At 64.9% G+C, this 14,911-nt stretch carries 14 protein-coding genes and 2 pseudogenes; 4 read left to right on the top strand and 12 right to left on the bottom strand.

From position 1 onward, the window contains the following. The first annotated feature begins 10 nt into the window (after positions 1-10). Positions 11-289, top strand: coding sequence for a DUF1330 domain-containing protein (locus tag ACYP33_RS13790; RefSeq protein WP_459622332.1), 279 nt, complete (start codon positions 11-13; stop codon positions 287-289). A 190-nt stretch (positions 290-479) separates the two neighbouring features. On the opposite strand, the pseudogene ACYP33_RS13785 reads toward ACYP33_RS13790, so the two are convergent. The 5 genes and pseudogenes from ACYP33_RS13785 to guaB all read right to left on the bottom strand — a co-directional run. Next, positions 480-812 (bottom strand): annotated as a pseudogene (locus ACYP33_RS13785) (type VI secretion protein); the annotation flags it as partial. Beyond that, positions 809-1,114 (bottom strand): annotated as a pseudogene (locus tag ACYP33_RS13780) (Arm DNA-binding domain-containing protein); the annotation flags it as partial. The pseudogenes ACYP33_RS13780 and ACYP33_RS13785, both read right to left, overlap by 4 nt. Positions 1,115-1,412: 298 nt before the next feature. Beyond that, the gene (gene guaA / locus ACYP33_RS13775) at positions 1,413-3,032 is read right to left on the bottom strand and encodes a glutamine-hydrolyzing GMP synthase (RefSeq protein ID WP_459622330.1); all 1,620 of its coding nucleotides are present in this window, start codon (positions 3,030-3,032) and stop codon (positions 1,413-1,415) included. Positions 3,033-3,150: 118 nt separating this feature from the next. Next, positions 3,151-3,831, bottom strand: a complete 681-nt coding sequence (locus ACYP33_RS13770) for a hypothetical protein (protein ID WP_414451679.1) — start codon at positions 3,829-3,831, stop codon at positions 3,151-3,153. Positions 3,832-3,837: 6 nt separating this feature from the next. After that, positions 3,838-5,298: an IMP dehydrogenase gene (guaB, locus tag ACYP33_RS13765; RefSeq protein WP_414442165.1), complete on the bottom strand. Its 1,461-nt coding sequence runs from the start codon at positions 5,296-5,298 to the stop codon at positions 3,838-3,840. A 368-nt stretch (positions 5,299-5,666) separates the two neighbouring features. Here guaB and ACYP33_RS13760 point away from each other — a divergent pair, with 368 nt between their 5' ends. Then, on the top strand, positions 5,667-6,662 hold the full coding sequence (locus ACYP33_RS13760) for a DMT family transporter (protein WP_414451678.1): 996 nt from the start codon (positions 5,667-5,669) through the stop codon (positions 6,660-6,662). A 108-nt stretch (positions 6,663-6,770) separates the two neighbouring features. Here ACYP33_RS13760 and ACYP33_RS13755 read toward each other — a convergent pair whose 3' ends face one another. Then, entirely contained in the window at positions 6,771-7,094 is a 324-nt protein-coding gene (locus ACYP33_RS13755; RefSeq protein WP_414451677.1) for an RnfH family protein, read from the bottom strand. Positions 7,095-7,096: 2 nt separating this feature from the next. After that, the gene (locus ACYP33_RS13750; RefSeq protein WP_414442168.1) at positions 7,097-7,534 is read right to left on the bottom strand and encodes a type II toxin-antitoxin system RatA family toxin; all 438 of its coding nucleotides are present in this window, start codon (positions 7,532-7,534) and stop codon (positions 7,097-7,099) included. A gap of 94 nt (positions 7,535-7,628) precedes the next feature. Here ACYP33_RS13750 and smpB point away from each other — a divergent pair, with 94 nt between their 5' ends. Beyond that, positions 7,629-8,081 carry an SsrA-binding protein SmpB gene (smpB, locus tag ACYP33_RS13745; RefSeq protein WP_414442169.1) on the top strand — a complete coding sequence of 151 codons (453 nt, stop codon included), beginning with the start codon at positions 7,629-7,631 and terminating at the stop codon, positions 8,079-8,081. Between the two features lie 118 nt (positions 8,082-8,199). Here the strand turns inward: smpB and ACYP33_RS13740 are convergent, their stop codons facing one another. The 3 genes from ACYP33_RS13740 to ppsA form a co-directional block, all read right to left on the bottom strand. Next, complete coding sequence (locus ACYP33_RS13740) at positions 8,200-9,135, bottom strand: SPFH domain-containing protein (RefSeq protein WP_414451675.1); 936 nt, start codon at positions 9,133-9,135, stop codon at positions 8,200-8,202. Between the two features lie 53 nt (positions 9,136-9,188). After that, positions 9,189-9,623 carry an NfeD family protein gene (locus ACYP33_RS13735; protein WP_459622325.1) on the bottom strand — a complete coding sequence of 145 codons (435 nt, stop codon included), beginning with the start codon at positions 9,621-9,623 and terminating at the stop codon, positions 9,189-9,191. A gap of 124 nt (positions 9,624-9,747) precedes the next feature. After that, positions 9,748-12,150, bottom strand: coding sequence for a phosphoenolpyruvate synthase (gene ppsA / locus ACYP33_RS13730; RefSeq protein ID WP_414442172.1), 2,403 nt, complete (start codon positions 12,148-12,150; stop codon positions 9,748-9,750). Positions 12,151-12,596: 446 nt separating this feature from the next. Between ppsA and ppsR the strand changes: the two genes are divergently transcribed. Further along, positions 12,597-13,412 carry a posphoenolpyruvate synthetase regulatory kinase/phosphorylase PpsR gene (gene ppsR / locus ACYP33_RS13725; RefSeq protein WP_414442173.1) on the top strand — a complete coding sequence of 272 codons (816 nt, stop codon included), beginning with the start codon at positions 12,597-12,599 and terminating at the stop codon, positions 13,410-13,412. Positions 13,413-13,518: 106 nt separating this feature from the next. Here ppsR and ACYP33_RS13720 read toward each other — a convergent pair whose 3' ends face one another. Both ACYP33_RS13720 and rnhB read right to left on the bottom strand, forming a co-directional pair. Further along, positions 13,519-14,301: a TrmH family RNA methyltransferase gene (locus tag ACYP33_RS13720; protein ID WP_414451673.1), complete on the bottom strand. Its 783-nt coding sequence runs from the start codon at positions 14,299-14,301 to the stop codon at positions 13,519-13,521. Beyond that, the coding region (gene rnhB, locus ACYP33_RS13715) for a ribonuclease HII (RefSeq protein ID WP_459622323.1) at positions 14,298-14,911 on the bottom strand (614 nt) is incomplete at its 5' end. The genes ACYP33_RS13720 and rnhB, both read right to left, overlap by 4 nt.

Below are 14,911 nucleotides of genomic sequence, written 5' to 3'. Positions count from 1 at the left end.
GAGTATCGAAATGAGCGTCTATGTTGCTGTCGAGTTGGCCGTAAAGGATCCGGAGGCCCTGAAGCGCTATTCAGCAGCGGCAGGCCCCGTCGTCGAACAATTTGAAGGCGAGTTCATCGGCCGTGGCGTCTGGGAGGTACTGGCTGGAGAGCCGGCCTTCGAAAACGGTGCGATTATCAGCTTCATCAATCGCGAGACGGCGATCGCCTGGTACAACTCGGCCGAATATCAGGCGACCCGGGCAGACCGCTTGGCCGGCATGGAATGCCGTTTTCGACTGATCGGCTAGCCGACGATCCAAGCGCCCGGAGGATCTGCCTCCACGCCCGCATCGTTTGCCCCTCCCGCAGCGTTCCGACCGGAGTTTGGGCGTGTCGGAAAGGCTAAGTAGAGTACGTTCGGTTGCCGATGCAACGGCGGCCACTTCGCAACTGCGCGCCAGGCTCGACCTAATCGTGTGTGCACATCCCTGAGCCGACGTCCCTCATCCGCTGCATGGCCCGCTGCGTCTCCAGCTCGGTACGCGGCCCCAGCCATTCGGTCGCCAGTTCCGACGCCCGACGACGCATCCCTTCGGCGATGTAGTCACGGGAAATGATGAGGTCTTTGCCGGTGTTGTCCTTGCCGCGCAGGACGACGTGCGTGTGCGGGTTGTCGGTGTTCCCGTGATCGACCGCGCCCCATTCCAGCCGCGTGCCCAGGTCGGCCTTCATGCGCGCCATCAGGTGCCGCGTGTAGGTGCGCAGGTCGTCGAGCTGTTCGGCCTCCTCCGGAGAGACGATGAACCGGAACTGGTGCCGGTCGCGTTCGCCGTGCCGAAGGTCTTGATGGCGACCACCCGGCGTTTCTCGCGTTGCTTTTCGAGCGCAGGTGAGATGCCCTTGAGGACGGTTTTCCGCGCGTCCGGGAGCAGTTCGCGCGCCATCGCCAAAGAAATACCGTCAGGGCTATCGCGCCCGAGGGTCAGCGTTTCCCGGCGTCCGTTGAACCGGTAATCGTAGCGGAAGGTGACGGTACCGCTGGGTGATACCGTCACGGACATCGCATCACGCTCAGAAGCCTGATAAGTCTTGGACTTGGGCTTCAAGTTACGCAGTGCAGCGTCGGTAAGCATCGAGGTTTCCTCCGGCTTTTTGACGGCGTTACCGTCAGGGACCAGGAGACCTGTTGATGCCTGGAAAGCCGCATAAAACAAGCTTTCCCGAGAAGCCTTTTACCGTCAAAGACGGTAAAAGGCTGAATAGTGAACGGGAGGGTCTTAATTCGGCCTCGATTCTTACCGTCAGCTTTACCGTCGACCTGTTTTGCTGGCCGGCGATAGCCACCGATAGCTGCCGTGACGTATTTCTTTCAAAATCAATACGTTACGAGTGCTTTTCGATAGCTGGCGACAGTTCTCGAAGGACGTGAATTCACTCCCATTCAATCGTCGCCGGCGGCTTCCCCGACACGTCATAAACAACCCGATTGATCCCCCGCACTTCATTAATAATGCGGTTCGACACCCGCCCCAGCAACGCATAAGGCAGATGCGCCCAATGCGCCGTCATGAAGTCGGTGGTCTGCACCGCACGCAGCGCCGTCACGTAATCGTACGTCCGGCCATCGCCCATCACGCCCACCGACTTCACCGGCAAAAACACCGCAAACGCCTGGCTCGTCAGGTCGTACCACGACTTGCCGACCTGCGACGCGTCGCAAATGCCGGCGGCCGCATCCTGCTCGTTGGCGATCGTCGCACGCAGTTCCTCGATGAAGATCGCGTCGGCACGGCGCAGCAGATCCGCGTAATCGCGCTTCACTTCGCCGAGAATCCGCACGCCGAGGCCCGGGCCCGGGAACGGATGGCGATAGACCATCTCCGGCGGCAGGCCGAGCGCCACGCCCAGCTCGCGCACTTCGTCCTTGAACAGGTCGCGCAGCGGCTCCAGCAGCTTCAGGCCGAGCGTTTCCGGCAGGCCGCCGACGTTGTGGTGGCTCTTGATCGTGGTGGCCTTCTTGGTCTTGGTGCCGCCCGATTCCACGACGTCCGGATAGATCGTGCCCTGCGCCAGCCACTTCGCGTTCGACAGCTTCTTCGCTTCGGCCTGGAACACCTCGACGAACTCGCGGCCGATGATCTTGCGCTTCGCTTCCGGGTCGGTCACGCCGGTCAGATGGCCGAGAAACTGCTCGGACGCATCCACATGCACGACCTTCGCGTGCAGGCGGCCCTGGAACATGTCGAGCACCATCTGCCCTTCGTTCAGGCGCAGCAGGCCGTGATCGACAAACACGCAGGTCAGCTGATCGCCGATCGCGCGATGGATCAGCGCCGCGGCCACGCTCGAATCCACGCCGCCGGACAGGCCGAGAATCACCTCCTCGTCGCCCACCTGCTCGCGGATCAGCTTCACGGCCTCTTCGATGTGATCGCGCATCACCCAATCGGGCTTCGCGCCGGCGATCTCGAGCACGAAGCGTTCGAGGATCTGGCGGCCCTTCATGGTGTGCGTGACTTCGGGATGGAACTGCACGGCGTAGTAGCCGCGCTCCTCGTCGGCCATCGCCGCGATCGGGCAGCTCGGCGTCGAGGCCATCAGCTTGAAGCCGGGCGGCAGTTCGCCGACCTTGTCGCCGTGGCTCATCCACACCTTCAGCATGCCGTGGCCTTCGCCGGTCGTGAAATCCTCGATGCCGTTCAACAGGCGCGTGTGGCCATGAGCGCGCACTTCGGCGTAGCCGAACTCGCGGTGGTCGCTCCATTCCACCTTGCCGCCAAGCTGCACGGCCATCGTCTGCATGCCGTAGCAGATGCCGAGCACCGGCACGCCGAGATCCCACACGGCCTGCGGCGCGCGCAACTGGTGATCTTCGTAGGTGCTGGCATGGCTGCCGGACAGGATCACGGCCTTCGGCGCGAACGCGCGGACGAATTCGTCGGTGACGTCGTTCGGATGGATTTCGCAGTAGACGTGCGCTTCACGCACGCGCCGCGCGATCAGTTGGGTGACTTGCGAACCGAAGTCGAGAATCAGGATTTTGTCGTGCATGGCTGCGGACGCGAAGATAAACAAACGGGTAAGAAAAGCAGCGCACGCGGCGCTGCATCTGAATCGGAAACCATCCGGGCGCGAGGCCCGGCGAACGCCACGCTCGGGTGGCGCCCGGTCAACCGTGGAACGGCGGCTTCGGCGGCTCGCTGTGGGCGGCCGGCGTATCGGTCGCTCGGCCGGTACCGCTCGGCTCGTACGGACGCGTGCCGGCGGCGGACCCGGCCGACGACGGCGCGGCATACGACGGCGCCGGTTCGGTGACCGATGCCGCCCGCGCGCCGCCAATGCCCGGCTCGACGCGCGTGGCGGCCGGCTGCGGCTGCGGCGGCACGACGACCGGCGCAGGCTGCTGCGCCGCGGCGTTGCGCGACGCCTTGGCCTCGACGGCCCGCACGCGCTCGCGCTTGCGCACCGTGGAGGCAAGCTGCACGCCACCGAGCCCGATCACGACCAACAGCGCCGCCGTGACGACCGACACGAGCTGACCGAACGCGGTCAACTCCGGCCGGTGCAGGCCGATCAGCCAGACCACCATCACCACGCCGATCAGCCAGTTCACATGGCCGACCGCACGGGCGACGCCGGACGTCAGATCGCCGTTGACCGACGCATGAAACGCCAGCCATGCCAGCCCGAGCAACGCAATGCCGAATGCCTGCCCCACCATGGCTGGATCGACCTGAACCAGTTGCAACGCGTCGTACAGCCCCTTCCAGGGCGTCAGCACGAACAGCACACCACCTGCGAGCAGCAGCAGGGCATCGATAACGAGTACGACGCGCAGCAATGGCTTCATGAGCGATCAGTCCACGTGGTAGTTGGGGGCTTCCTTGGTGATTTGCACGTCGTGAACATGCGACTCGCGCATGCCGGCAGCCGTGATCTGGACGAACTCGGCCTTCTCGTGCATTTCGGTGATGGTGCGGCAACCGCAATAACCCATGCTGGCGCGCACGCCGCCGACCAGTTGGAACAGGATCGCGTTGACCGAGCCCTTGTAGGCCACACGGCCTTCGATGCCTTCCGGCACGAGCTTGTCGATGTTCGCGGAATTGTCCTGGAAGTAGCGGTCCGCCGCGCCGTCCTTCATCGCGCCGACCGAACCCATGCCGCGATACGACTTGTACTGGCGGCCTTGATACAGGAACACGTCGCCCGGCGCTTCTTCCGTGCCGGCCAGCATGCTGCCCATCATCACCGTATTCGCGCCGGCGGCCAGCGCCTTCGACACGTCGCCCGAGAAGCGCACGCCGCCGTCGGCGATGCAGGGCACGCCGGTGCCGCGCAGCGCTTCGGACACGTTGGCGATCGCGCTGATCTGCGGCACGCCCACGCCGGCGACGATTCGCGTCGTGCAGATCGAACCAGGGCCGATACCGACCTTGACCGCATCCGCGCCGTACTCGACCAGCGCCCTGGCGGCCGCCGCGGTGGCGATGTTGCCGCCGATCACTTCGACGTGCGGGAAGTTCTGCTTGACCCAGCGCACGCGCTCGAGCACGCCCTTGCTGTGGCCGTGCGCCGTATCGACCACGATCATGTCGACGCCGGCCTGCACCAGCAGTTCGACGCGCTCCTCGTTGTCCGCGCCCACGCCCACCGCCGCGCCCACGCGCAGCTTGCCGTGTTCGTCCTTGCAGGCGTCCGGGTGTTCGGTCTGCTTGGTGATGTCCTTCACCGTCATCAGGCCGCGCAGTTCGAACGCATCGTTGACGACCAGCACGCGCTCCAGGCGGTGGCTGTGCATCAGCGCCTTCGCTTCGGCGAGCGGCGTGCCTTCCTTGACGGTGACGAGGCGCTCGCGCGTGGTCATGATCGACTTGACCGGCTCGTCGAGACGCGATTCGAAACGCAGGTCGCGGTTCGTCACGATGCCGACCAGTTGCGGGCCTTCGACCACCGGGAACCCCGAAATGCCATGCTGGCGCGACAGGTCGATCACATCGCGAACCTTCATCGTCGGCGGCACCGTGATCGGGTCACGGACCACGCCGGACTCGAAACGCTTGACCTTCGCGACTTCGCGCGCCTGCTCGGCGGGCGTGAGGTTCTTGTGGACGATACCCACGCCACCCTGCTGCGCCATCGCGATGGCGAGGCGACCTTCCGTGACCGTATCCATGGCGGCGGACACGAGCGGCATGTTCAGGGCGATGTTGCGGGTGAGCTGGGTTTTGAGGCTGGTGTCGCGCGGCAGGACATCGGAGAAAGCCGGGACGAGGAGCACGTCATCGAACGTGAGTGCTTTTTGGATAAGACGCATGGCAAATCCTATGGGCGCAAAAGCAGATTATACGCGATACCGAGCGGATTTTCACCACCCGAACAACGGCTTAGCGGCCCGCCCGGCGCGGCGTTCGGTTTGCACTTCGCGGCGGGTTCGTCCGGATTTCGCGCCCGCGCGGCCATGTTCGAATACGAAAATTCCTAGCTTCGGCGGCCTGCCGAGCCGCCCGGGCGACGCGGAAAACCCCTGCGTCGAATAAGGGCATCCGAACCGCGACGCATCCGCGCGGGCGGCCAGCCACGCCCGACAATCCGTCCCCCATGCAGGATTCGACAAGACGCCCGGCCGCGCGAACCGTTACGATGCGCTCCCTCATCGTTTCAGCCAGTGCAAGGAAAATCATCATGCAGCGCGGAGTCATGTACGGGGTGTTGGCCGGCGCCCTCTGGGGCATGGTGTTTCTGGTGCCCAGGCTGCTCGCCGACATCTCGCCGCTGGTGCTCAGTGCCGGCCGCTACACCATGTACGGGCTCGTGTCGGCCGCCGTGGCGCTGCCGATGGCGCGCTCGCTGCTCGCCCGCCTGACGCGCGAGGACCTGATCGCGCTGGTGCGGCTCGCGATCGTCGGCAATCTCGGCTATTACATGCTGCTGGCGAGCGCCGTGCACCTGATCGGCATCGCGCCCACCTCGCTGATCGTCGGCGTGCTGCCCGTCACGGTCACGTTCGCGGGGCTGCGCGACGCCGACGCCGTGCCGCTGCGCCGGCTCGCCCTGCCGCTCGCGCTGGTCGCGGCCGGCATCGTCTGCATCAACATCGACCTGTTCACGTCGAGCGCGGCCCAGGCCACCTCGACGCTCGACAAGCTGACCGGCATCGCCTGCGCCACCGGCGCGCTGGCCAGCTGGACCTGGTACGCCGTGGCCAACGCGCGCTACCTGCGCCGCCATCACCGCTTCGACGGCAACGAGTGGTCGGCGTTGTGGGGCATCGTCACGGGGCTGGTGGGGGCGTTGGCGTGGCTCGTGCTGGCCGTGTTGCCGTCGGGCGCGGTCGCGATGCCGGCCGCCGGCGGCTGGCCGATGTTCTGGCTGCTCAATCTCGCGCTGGCGATCGGCGCGTCGTGGCTCGGCAATGGTCTGTGGAATGCGGCGTCGAAACGCCTGCCGCTGACGCTGACCGGCCAGTTGATCGTGTTCGAGACCGTGTTCGCGATGCTGTACGGCTTCGTGTTCGAGGCGCGGATGCCGCGCGGGCTGGAAATCGCCGCGCTGGGGCTGTTGCTGGCCGGCGTCTACGGCGCGGTGCGCCGCCACGGCGATGCCGCGCCGCCCGCCGCCGGGCCGGGCAGCCCCGATCTCGAACAGTCGTCAGCGGAACGGCACCGCACGGCGCACTGACGCACGATGCCACCCCGAAACGCGGCCAGCCGTGGCAGCACAACCCAACGCAAGATCAGGCGGGAACCCGCCATGGAAGACCGACCGGGCAACCCCGGCCGCTGAGACTCAGCGCGAATCCTTCGGCATCCACTTGCGGCCTTCGATCGAGCCTTCGCGGCGCGTCTTGTCGACACGGCGCTGGCGCGCGGCTTTCGGATCGACGATCAGCGGCCGGTAGATTTCCACGCGGTCGCCGTCGTGCAGCGGCGCATCGAGCGGCGCGAGCTTGCCGAACACGCCGGTCTTGGCGGCATCGAGATCGATTTCGGGATGCTGCGCGACGATCCCGCTCGCCTCGATCGCATCGCGCACCGAGGCGCTGTCGGGCACCGACACGTCGATCAGCGTCTGGCAGGTCGGCAGCGCGTAACACACCTGAACGGCCAGCATGGTCAGCCCTTCCCGTACAGGTGATCGGCGCGCTTCACGAACGAATCGACAAACGTGTTGGCGATATGGCTGAACACCGGGCCGATGATCTTTTCGAGGATCACGTTGGTGAATTCGTAGTGCAGCGAGAACTCGATCTTGCAGGCATCGGCGCGCAGCGGCGTGAAGCGCCAGTAGCCCGTGAAGTTCTTGAACGGGCCGTCGGCGAATTCCATGTCGATGCGATGCGGCCGCTCCTGCGTGTTGCGGGTCGCGAAGTGCTGCCGAATTCCCTTGAAATTGATGTCGATCCGCGCCTCCATGCCGGTCTCGTCCTGGCGGCGCACTTCGACGCCGCCGCACCAGGGCAGGAAGTTCGGGTAATCGGCCACGTCGGTCACGAGGTCGAACATCTGTTCCGCCGAATGGCGGATCAATACGGTTTTGTGGACATCTGCCATAAATCTCGCGGCATCAAGAGTGGAGGCCAAGCCGGGCCAAGTGCGCCCCGCTTTGCTAAAATCGCGATTTTAAACGAGTTGGCCATTTCCTTTCATGAGCATCATAGACAACAGAAAGGCATTCTTCGACTACCACATCGAAGAGCGCTATGAAGCAGGGCTTGTGCTCGAAGGATGGGAGGTCAAGGCCTTGCGTGCCGGCCGCGGCCAGATCAAGGAAGGCTACGTGATCGTCAAGAACGACGAAATCTTCCTGATCGGCACCCATATCAGCCCGCTGCCGGAAGCGTCAACGCACATCCAGCCCGACCCGGTCCGCACGCGCAAGCTACTGCTGCATCGTGACGAGATCAAGAAACTGATCGGCAAGGTCGAGCAGCGCGGCTACACGCTGGTGCCGCTGAACTTCCACTACAAGGCCGGCCGGGTCAAATGCGAGATCGGCCTCGCCAAGGGCAAGAAGCTCCACGACAAGCGCGAAACGGAGAAGAAACGCGACTGGGAACGCGAAAAGGCGCGAATCATGCGCGATGGCGCCCGCACCTGAAAGCGGGCGGCCCGGGCGACGGCAACCGCCACCGCCCTGCCCCATCAAGACGAATGGCCCGCTTCGAGCGGGCCATTTCATTGGGGTCGCGCAACCCTCGCGCGATGGCGAACGTCGTTCAGCCCTTGGCCGCCCCGCCCGGCGCACCACGCTTGACGATCGTCAGCGCCGAAGCAATCGCCGTGCTCAGATCGGACATATCCGCCGGCACGATCAGCGTGTTGCCCTGCTTGGCCAGATTGCCGAACGCGCTCACGTACTGCTCGGCCACCTTCAGGTTCACGGCATCCATGCCGCCCTGCGACTGAATTGCCTCGGCGATCTTGCGAATGGCCGCGGCATTGGCCTCGGCCACCGCCAGGATCGCCGACGCCTCGCCCTGCGCCTGGTTGATCGCGGCCTGCCGTTCGCCTTCCGACTTCTGGATCGCCGCCTCACGCGCGCCCGAGGCCAGGTTGATCTGCTCCTGCCGGCGGCCCTCGGAGGCCGCCACCAGCGCACGCTTCTCGCGTTCGGCCGTGATCTGCGCCTGCATCGAATGCAGGATTTCCTTCGGCGGCGTCAGGTCCTTGATCTCGTAGCGCAGCACCTTGACGCCCCAGTTCGACGCGGCTTGATCGAGCGACGACACGATGCTGTGGTTGATGAAATCGCGCTCCTCGAAGGTTTTGTCGAGTTCGAGCTTGCCGATCACCGAGCGCAGCGTGGTTTGCGACAGTTGCGTGATCGCCAGCACGAAGTTGCTCGATCCGTACGACGCCTTCATCGCGTCGGTGACCTGGAAGTACAGCACGCCGTCCACCTGCAACTGCGTGTTGTCGCGCGTGATGCAGACCTGGCTCGGTACGTCGAGCGGAATTTCCTTGAGAATGTGCCGATACGCGATGCGATCGATGAACGGCAGCACGATGTTCAGCCCCGGCGACAGCGTGGCGTGATAGCGGCCGAAGCGTTCGAGCACCCAGGCGTGCTGCTGCGGCACGATCTTGACCGTCTTCGACACGATGACGAACACGATCACGAGAACCACGACCCAGAATATGAGCGCAGACATGACGGCTTACCTCCTTTGTTATATCGATTGAGCGAGGATCGGGGGCCCGGCTCTCAGGTCCGGGCCTTGGCGGCGACGATCAGGCAGTTTCCCCGTACTGCACGCACCTCGTAGAGCTGCGCATCGTCGCGCTCGCCTTCGGCGAGTTCGATGTCCCAATCGGCGCCGCGATACGGCGCGCGCGCCCGGCGATTCTGCCAGTGCGGCACCGCGATGGTGGCGCCGATGTCGAGATTCACGTCGGGATTGGCCGATGCGTCGCGCTTCTGGCGCCGCCCGATGCCGGAGCGACGCAACGCCACGAGCAACAGCACCGACACGATCGCCGCGGCGGCAACCTGCCAGTGCAGCGGGCCGCCGGCCAGATGCACGAGCCCGCCGGCGACAAAGCCGATCGCAATCATCAGCAGATAGAACGTGCCCGTCAGCAACTCCGCGACGGCCAGCACACCTACGCCGATCCACCAGAACCACTGCGCTGCCTGCATGTCGGTCTCCAAACGAAAACACCCCGGAATTACCGGGGTGTTTATAGCACAGACCTGAAGCTGTTCCGGCCCCTCGGCCGCGAACGGCAGGCGAGGCGAATCAAGGACTGCTTATTTCATCGACCTACTTCGCCGATTTCGCGAGCGCCTGCCACGTATCGATGACCGTATCCGGGTTCAGCGAGATCGACAGGATGCCCTCCTCGGTCAGCCATTGCGCGAAATCCGGGTGATCGGACGGACCCTGGCCGCAAATGCCGACGTACTTGTCGAGCTTGCGGCACGCGTCGATCGCGCGCTTGAGCATGAACTTGACGGCCGGATCGCGTTCGTCGAAATCGACGGCCAGCAGTTCCATGCCCGAATCGCGGTCGAGGCCCAGCGTGAGCTGCGTCAGGTCGTTCGAGCCGATCGAGAAGCCGTCGAAGTACTCGAGGAACTGCTCGGCCAGGATCGCGTTCGACGGCACTTCGCACATCATGATCAGGCGCAGGCCGTTTTCGCCGCGCTTGAGGCCGTACTTGGCCAGCAGGCCGACAACGCGCTCCGCCTGCTTCACGGTGCGCACGAACGGCACCATGATCTCGACGTTGGTCAGGCCCATCTCGTCACGCACGCGCTTGAGCGCGATGCACTCCATCTCGAACGCCTGCGCGAAATCCTCGGAGATGTAGCGCGATGCGCCGCGGAAACCCAGCATCGGGTTTTCCTCGTCAGGCTCGTAGCGCGAACCGCCGATCAGCTTCTTGTACTCGTTCGACTTGAAGTCCGACAGACGCACGATCACGGGCTTCGGATAGAACGCCGCGCCGATCGTGGCGATGCCTTCCATCAGCTTGTCGACGTAGAACGCACGCGGCGAAGCGTGGCCGCGCGCGACGCTCTCGACGGCCTTCTTCAGATCCGCATCGATGTTCGGATACTCGAGGATCGCCCGCGGGTGAACGCCGATGTTGTTGTTGATGATGAACTCGAGACGCGCGAGGCCGACACCGGCGTTCGGCAGTTGCGAGAAGTCGAACGCGAGTTGCGGGTTGCCGACGTTCATCATGATCTTGACCGGGATGGCCGGCAGTTCGCCGCGCTGCACTTCGGTCACTTCGGTTTCGAGCAGGCCGTCGTAGATCTTGCCTTCGTCGCCTTCCGAGCACGACACCGTGACCAGCGAGCCTTCCTTCAGCACGTCGGTGGCATCGCCGCAACCCACCACGGCCGGCACGCCGAGCTCACGCGCGATGATCGCTGCGTGGCAGGTACGGCCGCCGCGGTTCGTGACGATCGCCGCGGCGCGCTTCATCACCGGCTCCCAGTTCGGGTCGGTCATGTCGGCCACCAGCACGTCGCCCGGCTGCACGCGTTCCATTTCCGACGGATCGTTGATCACGCGCACCGGGCCCGCGCCGATCTTCTGGCCGATCGCCCGGCCGGTTGCCAGCACTTGCGACTGGCCCTTCAGCTTGAAGCGCTGCTCGGCCTTGCCGCTGGCCTGGCTCTTGACCGTTTCCGGACGCGCCTGAAGGATGAAGATCTTGCCGTCGCGGCCGTCCTTGCCCCACTCGATGTCCATCGGACGCTCGTAGTGCTTTTCGATGATGACGGCGTACTTGGCCAGCTCGATCACGTCCTGGTCGGTGATCGAGTAGCGGTTGCGCTGCTCGCCCGGCACGTCGACCGTCTTCACGCGGCCCGGCTCGCCCGGCTGCGTGAACTCCATCTTGATCAGCTTCGAGCCGATCGAGCGGCGGATGATCGGGTACTTGTCCTGCGCGAGCGTGGTCTTGAAGACGTAGAACTCGTCCGGATTCACGGCGCCCTGCACGACGGTTTCGCCCAGGCCATAGCTCGACGTGACGAACACGGCATCCTTGAAGCCCGATTCGGTGTCGATCGTGAACATCACGCCGGCCGCGCCGACGTCCGAACGGACCATGCGCTGCACGCCGGCCGACAGCGCCACTTCGGCGTGCGTGAAGCCCTTGTGGACGCGGTACGAAATCGCGCGGTCGTTGTAGAGCGACGCGAACACGTGCTTCATGCGATCGAGCACGTCTTCGACGCCGACGACGTTCAGATAGGATTCCTGCTGACCGGCGAACGAGGCGTCCGGCAGATCTTCGGCGGTGGCCGACGAACGCACGGCGAACGACAGCTCTTCGGGCGAGCTGTTGCACAGCACGACGAACTGTTCGCGGATTTCGGCCTCGAGACGCGGTTGCAGCGGTGCGTCGACGATCCACTTGCGGATTTCGGCACCCGCGACGGCGAGCGCCTTCACGTCGTCGATATCGAGCGACTCGAGGCGTTTCGCAATGCGATCGGTGAGGTCGTTGTGAGCGAGGAAGTCGCGGAACGCGAGTGCCGTCGTCGCATAGCCCGTGGGTACGCGAACACCAGCTTGCGAAAGCTGGCTGATCATTTCGCCGAGGGAGGCATTCTTGCCCCCGACGATCTCGACATCGGTCATCCGCAACTGCTCGAACGGGATTACATACGCCTGGTCCTTTGCGACGTTTGCTGCGTTAGTCATACAAGCCCCTAAGTGTGAAAAAAATTCACGATCGGGCGATTGGGCTCGGGCGCGGCCGCCTATAAGAAGCGGGAGCGCGCATCGCACGACCTGTTGGATAAGCGGTCGCCAGAACCGGCGCAGCTTGTAAAAATCCCGGCAGAAGGACGAAATAACAGACAAATCGCCCAATTTGCCGGGAACGCAAGCCAGCCTCGGTAAAAAAGTCGCGAACATGACGGCTTTTCCACAACGGCTTATCCAACAGGTTGGCCGCTATTCTACCGTGCCCGGTGCGCGATGTGACAATCGACGCTCGGCGCGAGCCTCGAAAGCCGGGCGCGCCCACCTCCCGCAAGCCCGCCGCGCATGCCCGCGAGGCTCGAACGGTGCACGCACGCCCTGCTAGAATGGCCGCTTCCGGCCCGTACGAGGCCGCCATCCCAGCACGTCAGCGCTCACGATTCATGCTTCCAACCGTTTTCATCGTCTCCGACGGCACGGGGATCACCGCCGAGACCTTCGCGCACTCGATCCTGTCCCAGTTCGACCAGAAATTCCGGCATGTGCGCGTGCCGTTCGTCGATTCGCACGACAAGGCGTATCTGACGGTGCAGAAGATCAACGACGCGGCGCAGCTCGACGGGCGCCGCCCGATCGTGTTTACCACGCTGGTGGACAGCGAATCGAACGAGATCGTCAAGCGCTCCAACGCGCTGGTGCTCGACATGTTCCAGCGCTTCGTGGAGCCGCTCGAACAGGAGTTGCAGCTCAAGTCGACCCATGCGATGGGGCGCGGCCACCAGAACGCCGACACCGAGGAATATAAAACCCGGATCGAGGCGATCAACTTCTCGCTCGCGCACGACGACGGCCAATCGGACCGCAACCTGGCGGAGGCCGACGTGATCCTGGTGGGCGTGTCGCGCAGCGGCAAGACGCCGACCAGCCTCTATCTGGCGATGCAGTACGGCGTGAAGGCAGCCAACTACCCGCTGATTCCCGAAGATTTCGAACGCGGCAAGCTGCCGGGGGAACTGGCGACGCATCGCGAGAAGCTGTTCGGGCTGTCGATCGATCCGCAACGGCTCTCGGAAATCCGCAACGAGCGGCGCCCCGGCAGCAAGTACGCGTCGCCCGAGAACTGCCGCTACGAGATCAACGAGGCCGAGGCGATGATGCGGCGCGAGGGGATCAGTTGGTTGTCGTCGACGCACAAGTCGATCGAGGAAATCGCCACGACGATCCTCCAGGAAATCAAGCTCGACCACCTGTCGTACTGAGCGGGCCGAGGCGGGCCGATTGCCGCGCCCGCGGCGCATGAAAAAAGCGGCGGCCCACCGAAGTGACCCGCCGCTTCCATCCCGCATGCGTTGCGTTGCCGCCGGTTCAGCGCTTGCGCTGTTGCCGGCACTGCTCGAACAGGCAGACGGCCGCCGCTGCCGCCACGTTGAGCGATTCCATGCCACCGGGCTGCGGAATCGTCACGCGCAAGCCGGCGGCCTCGCGCCAGGCGGCCGACACGCCCGCCCCTTCATTGCCAAACACCCACGCCACCGGGCCGCTCAGGTCGCAGTCGTCGATCGCCTGCGCGCCATGCGAATCGGTCAAAGCGACCGGCACACCCAGACGCGGAATCAGCGCATCGGCGTCCACGTCCTCATGAATCTGCAACAGGAAATGCGCGCCCATGCCCGAGCGCAGCACCTTCGACGACCACGCATAGGCCGTGCCGCGCACGCAGAACACCTGGCCGATGCCCGCTGCGGCGGCGCTGCGCAGGATCGAACCAACGTTGCCGGCATCCTGCACGCCGTCGAGCACGACGGCCGTTTGCGTCACGCGTTCCGGCAGTTCGGCGGCGGGCCGTTCAACCAGCAGCAGCATGCCGACGCCGTTGACGACGCTCGACAACTGGCCGAACAGCGCATCGGGCAAGGACACCACGCGCTGCGGTTCGACGCGCGAGACGATCGCATGCGTTTCGTCGTGCGCGAGCGCGCCGTCGGTCACGACGCAGAGTTCGGGCTGACCGCATGCGTCGAGATAGGCCGACGCGAGGTGGAGCCCTTCGAGCAGCGCTTGCGCGCCGCGGCGTTGCTGCTGCGTCGAGCCCGCCAGCGCCTTCAGGCGCTTGTACAGCGGGTTGTCGCGCGAGGTAATCAGTTTCATCGGACGATATCGAGCGCCGCGCGCACCGGCGCGAACGAGCGTCGATGGTGCTCGCACGGCCCGTGCTCGCGCAGCGCGGAGAGGTGTTTCGGCGTGCCGTAGCCGGAATGGACGTCGAAACCGTAGAGCGGGAAGCTCGCGTGCAGATCGACGAGCAGGCGGTCGCGCGTGACCTTCGCGATGATCGAGGCGGCCGAGATGCTCGGCACCAGCGCGTCGCCGCCGATGATCGCTTCGCTGCGGATGGTCAGCGGCGGGCAGCGGTTGCCGTCGATCTTCGCGAGCGTCGGCACCACCGACAGCCCTTCGACGGCACGCCGCATCGCCAGCATCGTGGCATGCAGGATATTGATCGTATCGATTTCCTCGACGCTGGCCGACGCCACGCACCAGGCAAGCGAGCGGGCAACGATCTCGGCGTAGAGCGCCTCGCGCTTCTTCGCGCTGAGCGCCTTCGAGTCGTCGAGGCCGACGATCGGCCGCGCGGGATCGAGGATCACGGCCGCCGCAACCACCGGGCCGGCCAGCGGGCCGCGTCCGGCTTCGTCCACGCCGCAGACGATCTCGCCCGGCGCGTCGAACGCGAACCCGGGCTGCTCGGCCACGACGA

It is taken from the genome of Burkholderia sp. 3C, from assembly GCF_054589155.1.
The sequence above is the reverse complement of the archived record's forward strand: the minus strand, read 5'-3'. Positions and strand labels throughout refer to the sequence as shown.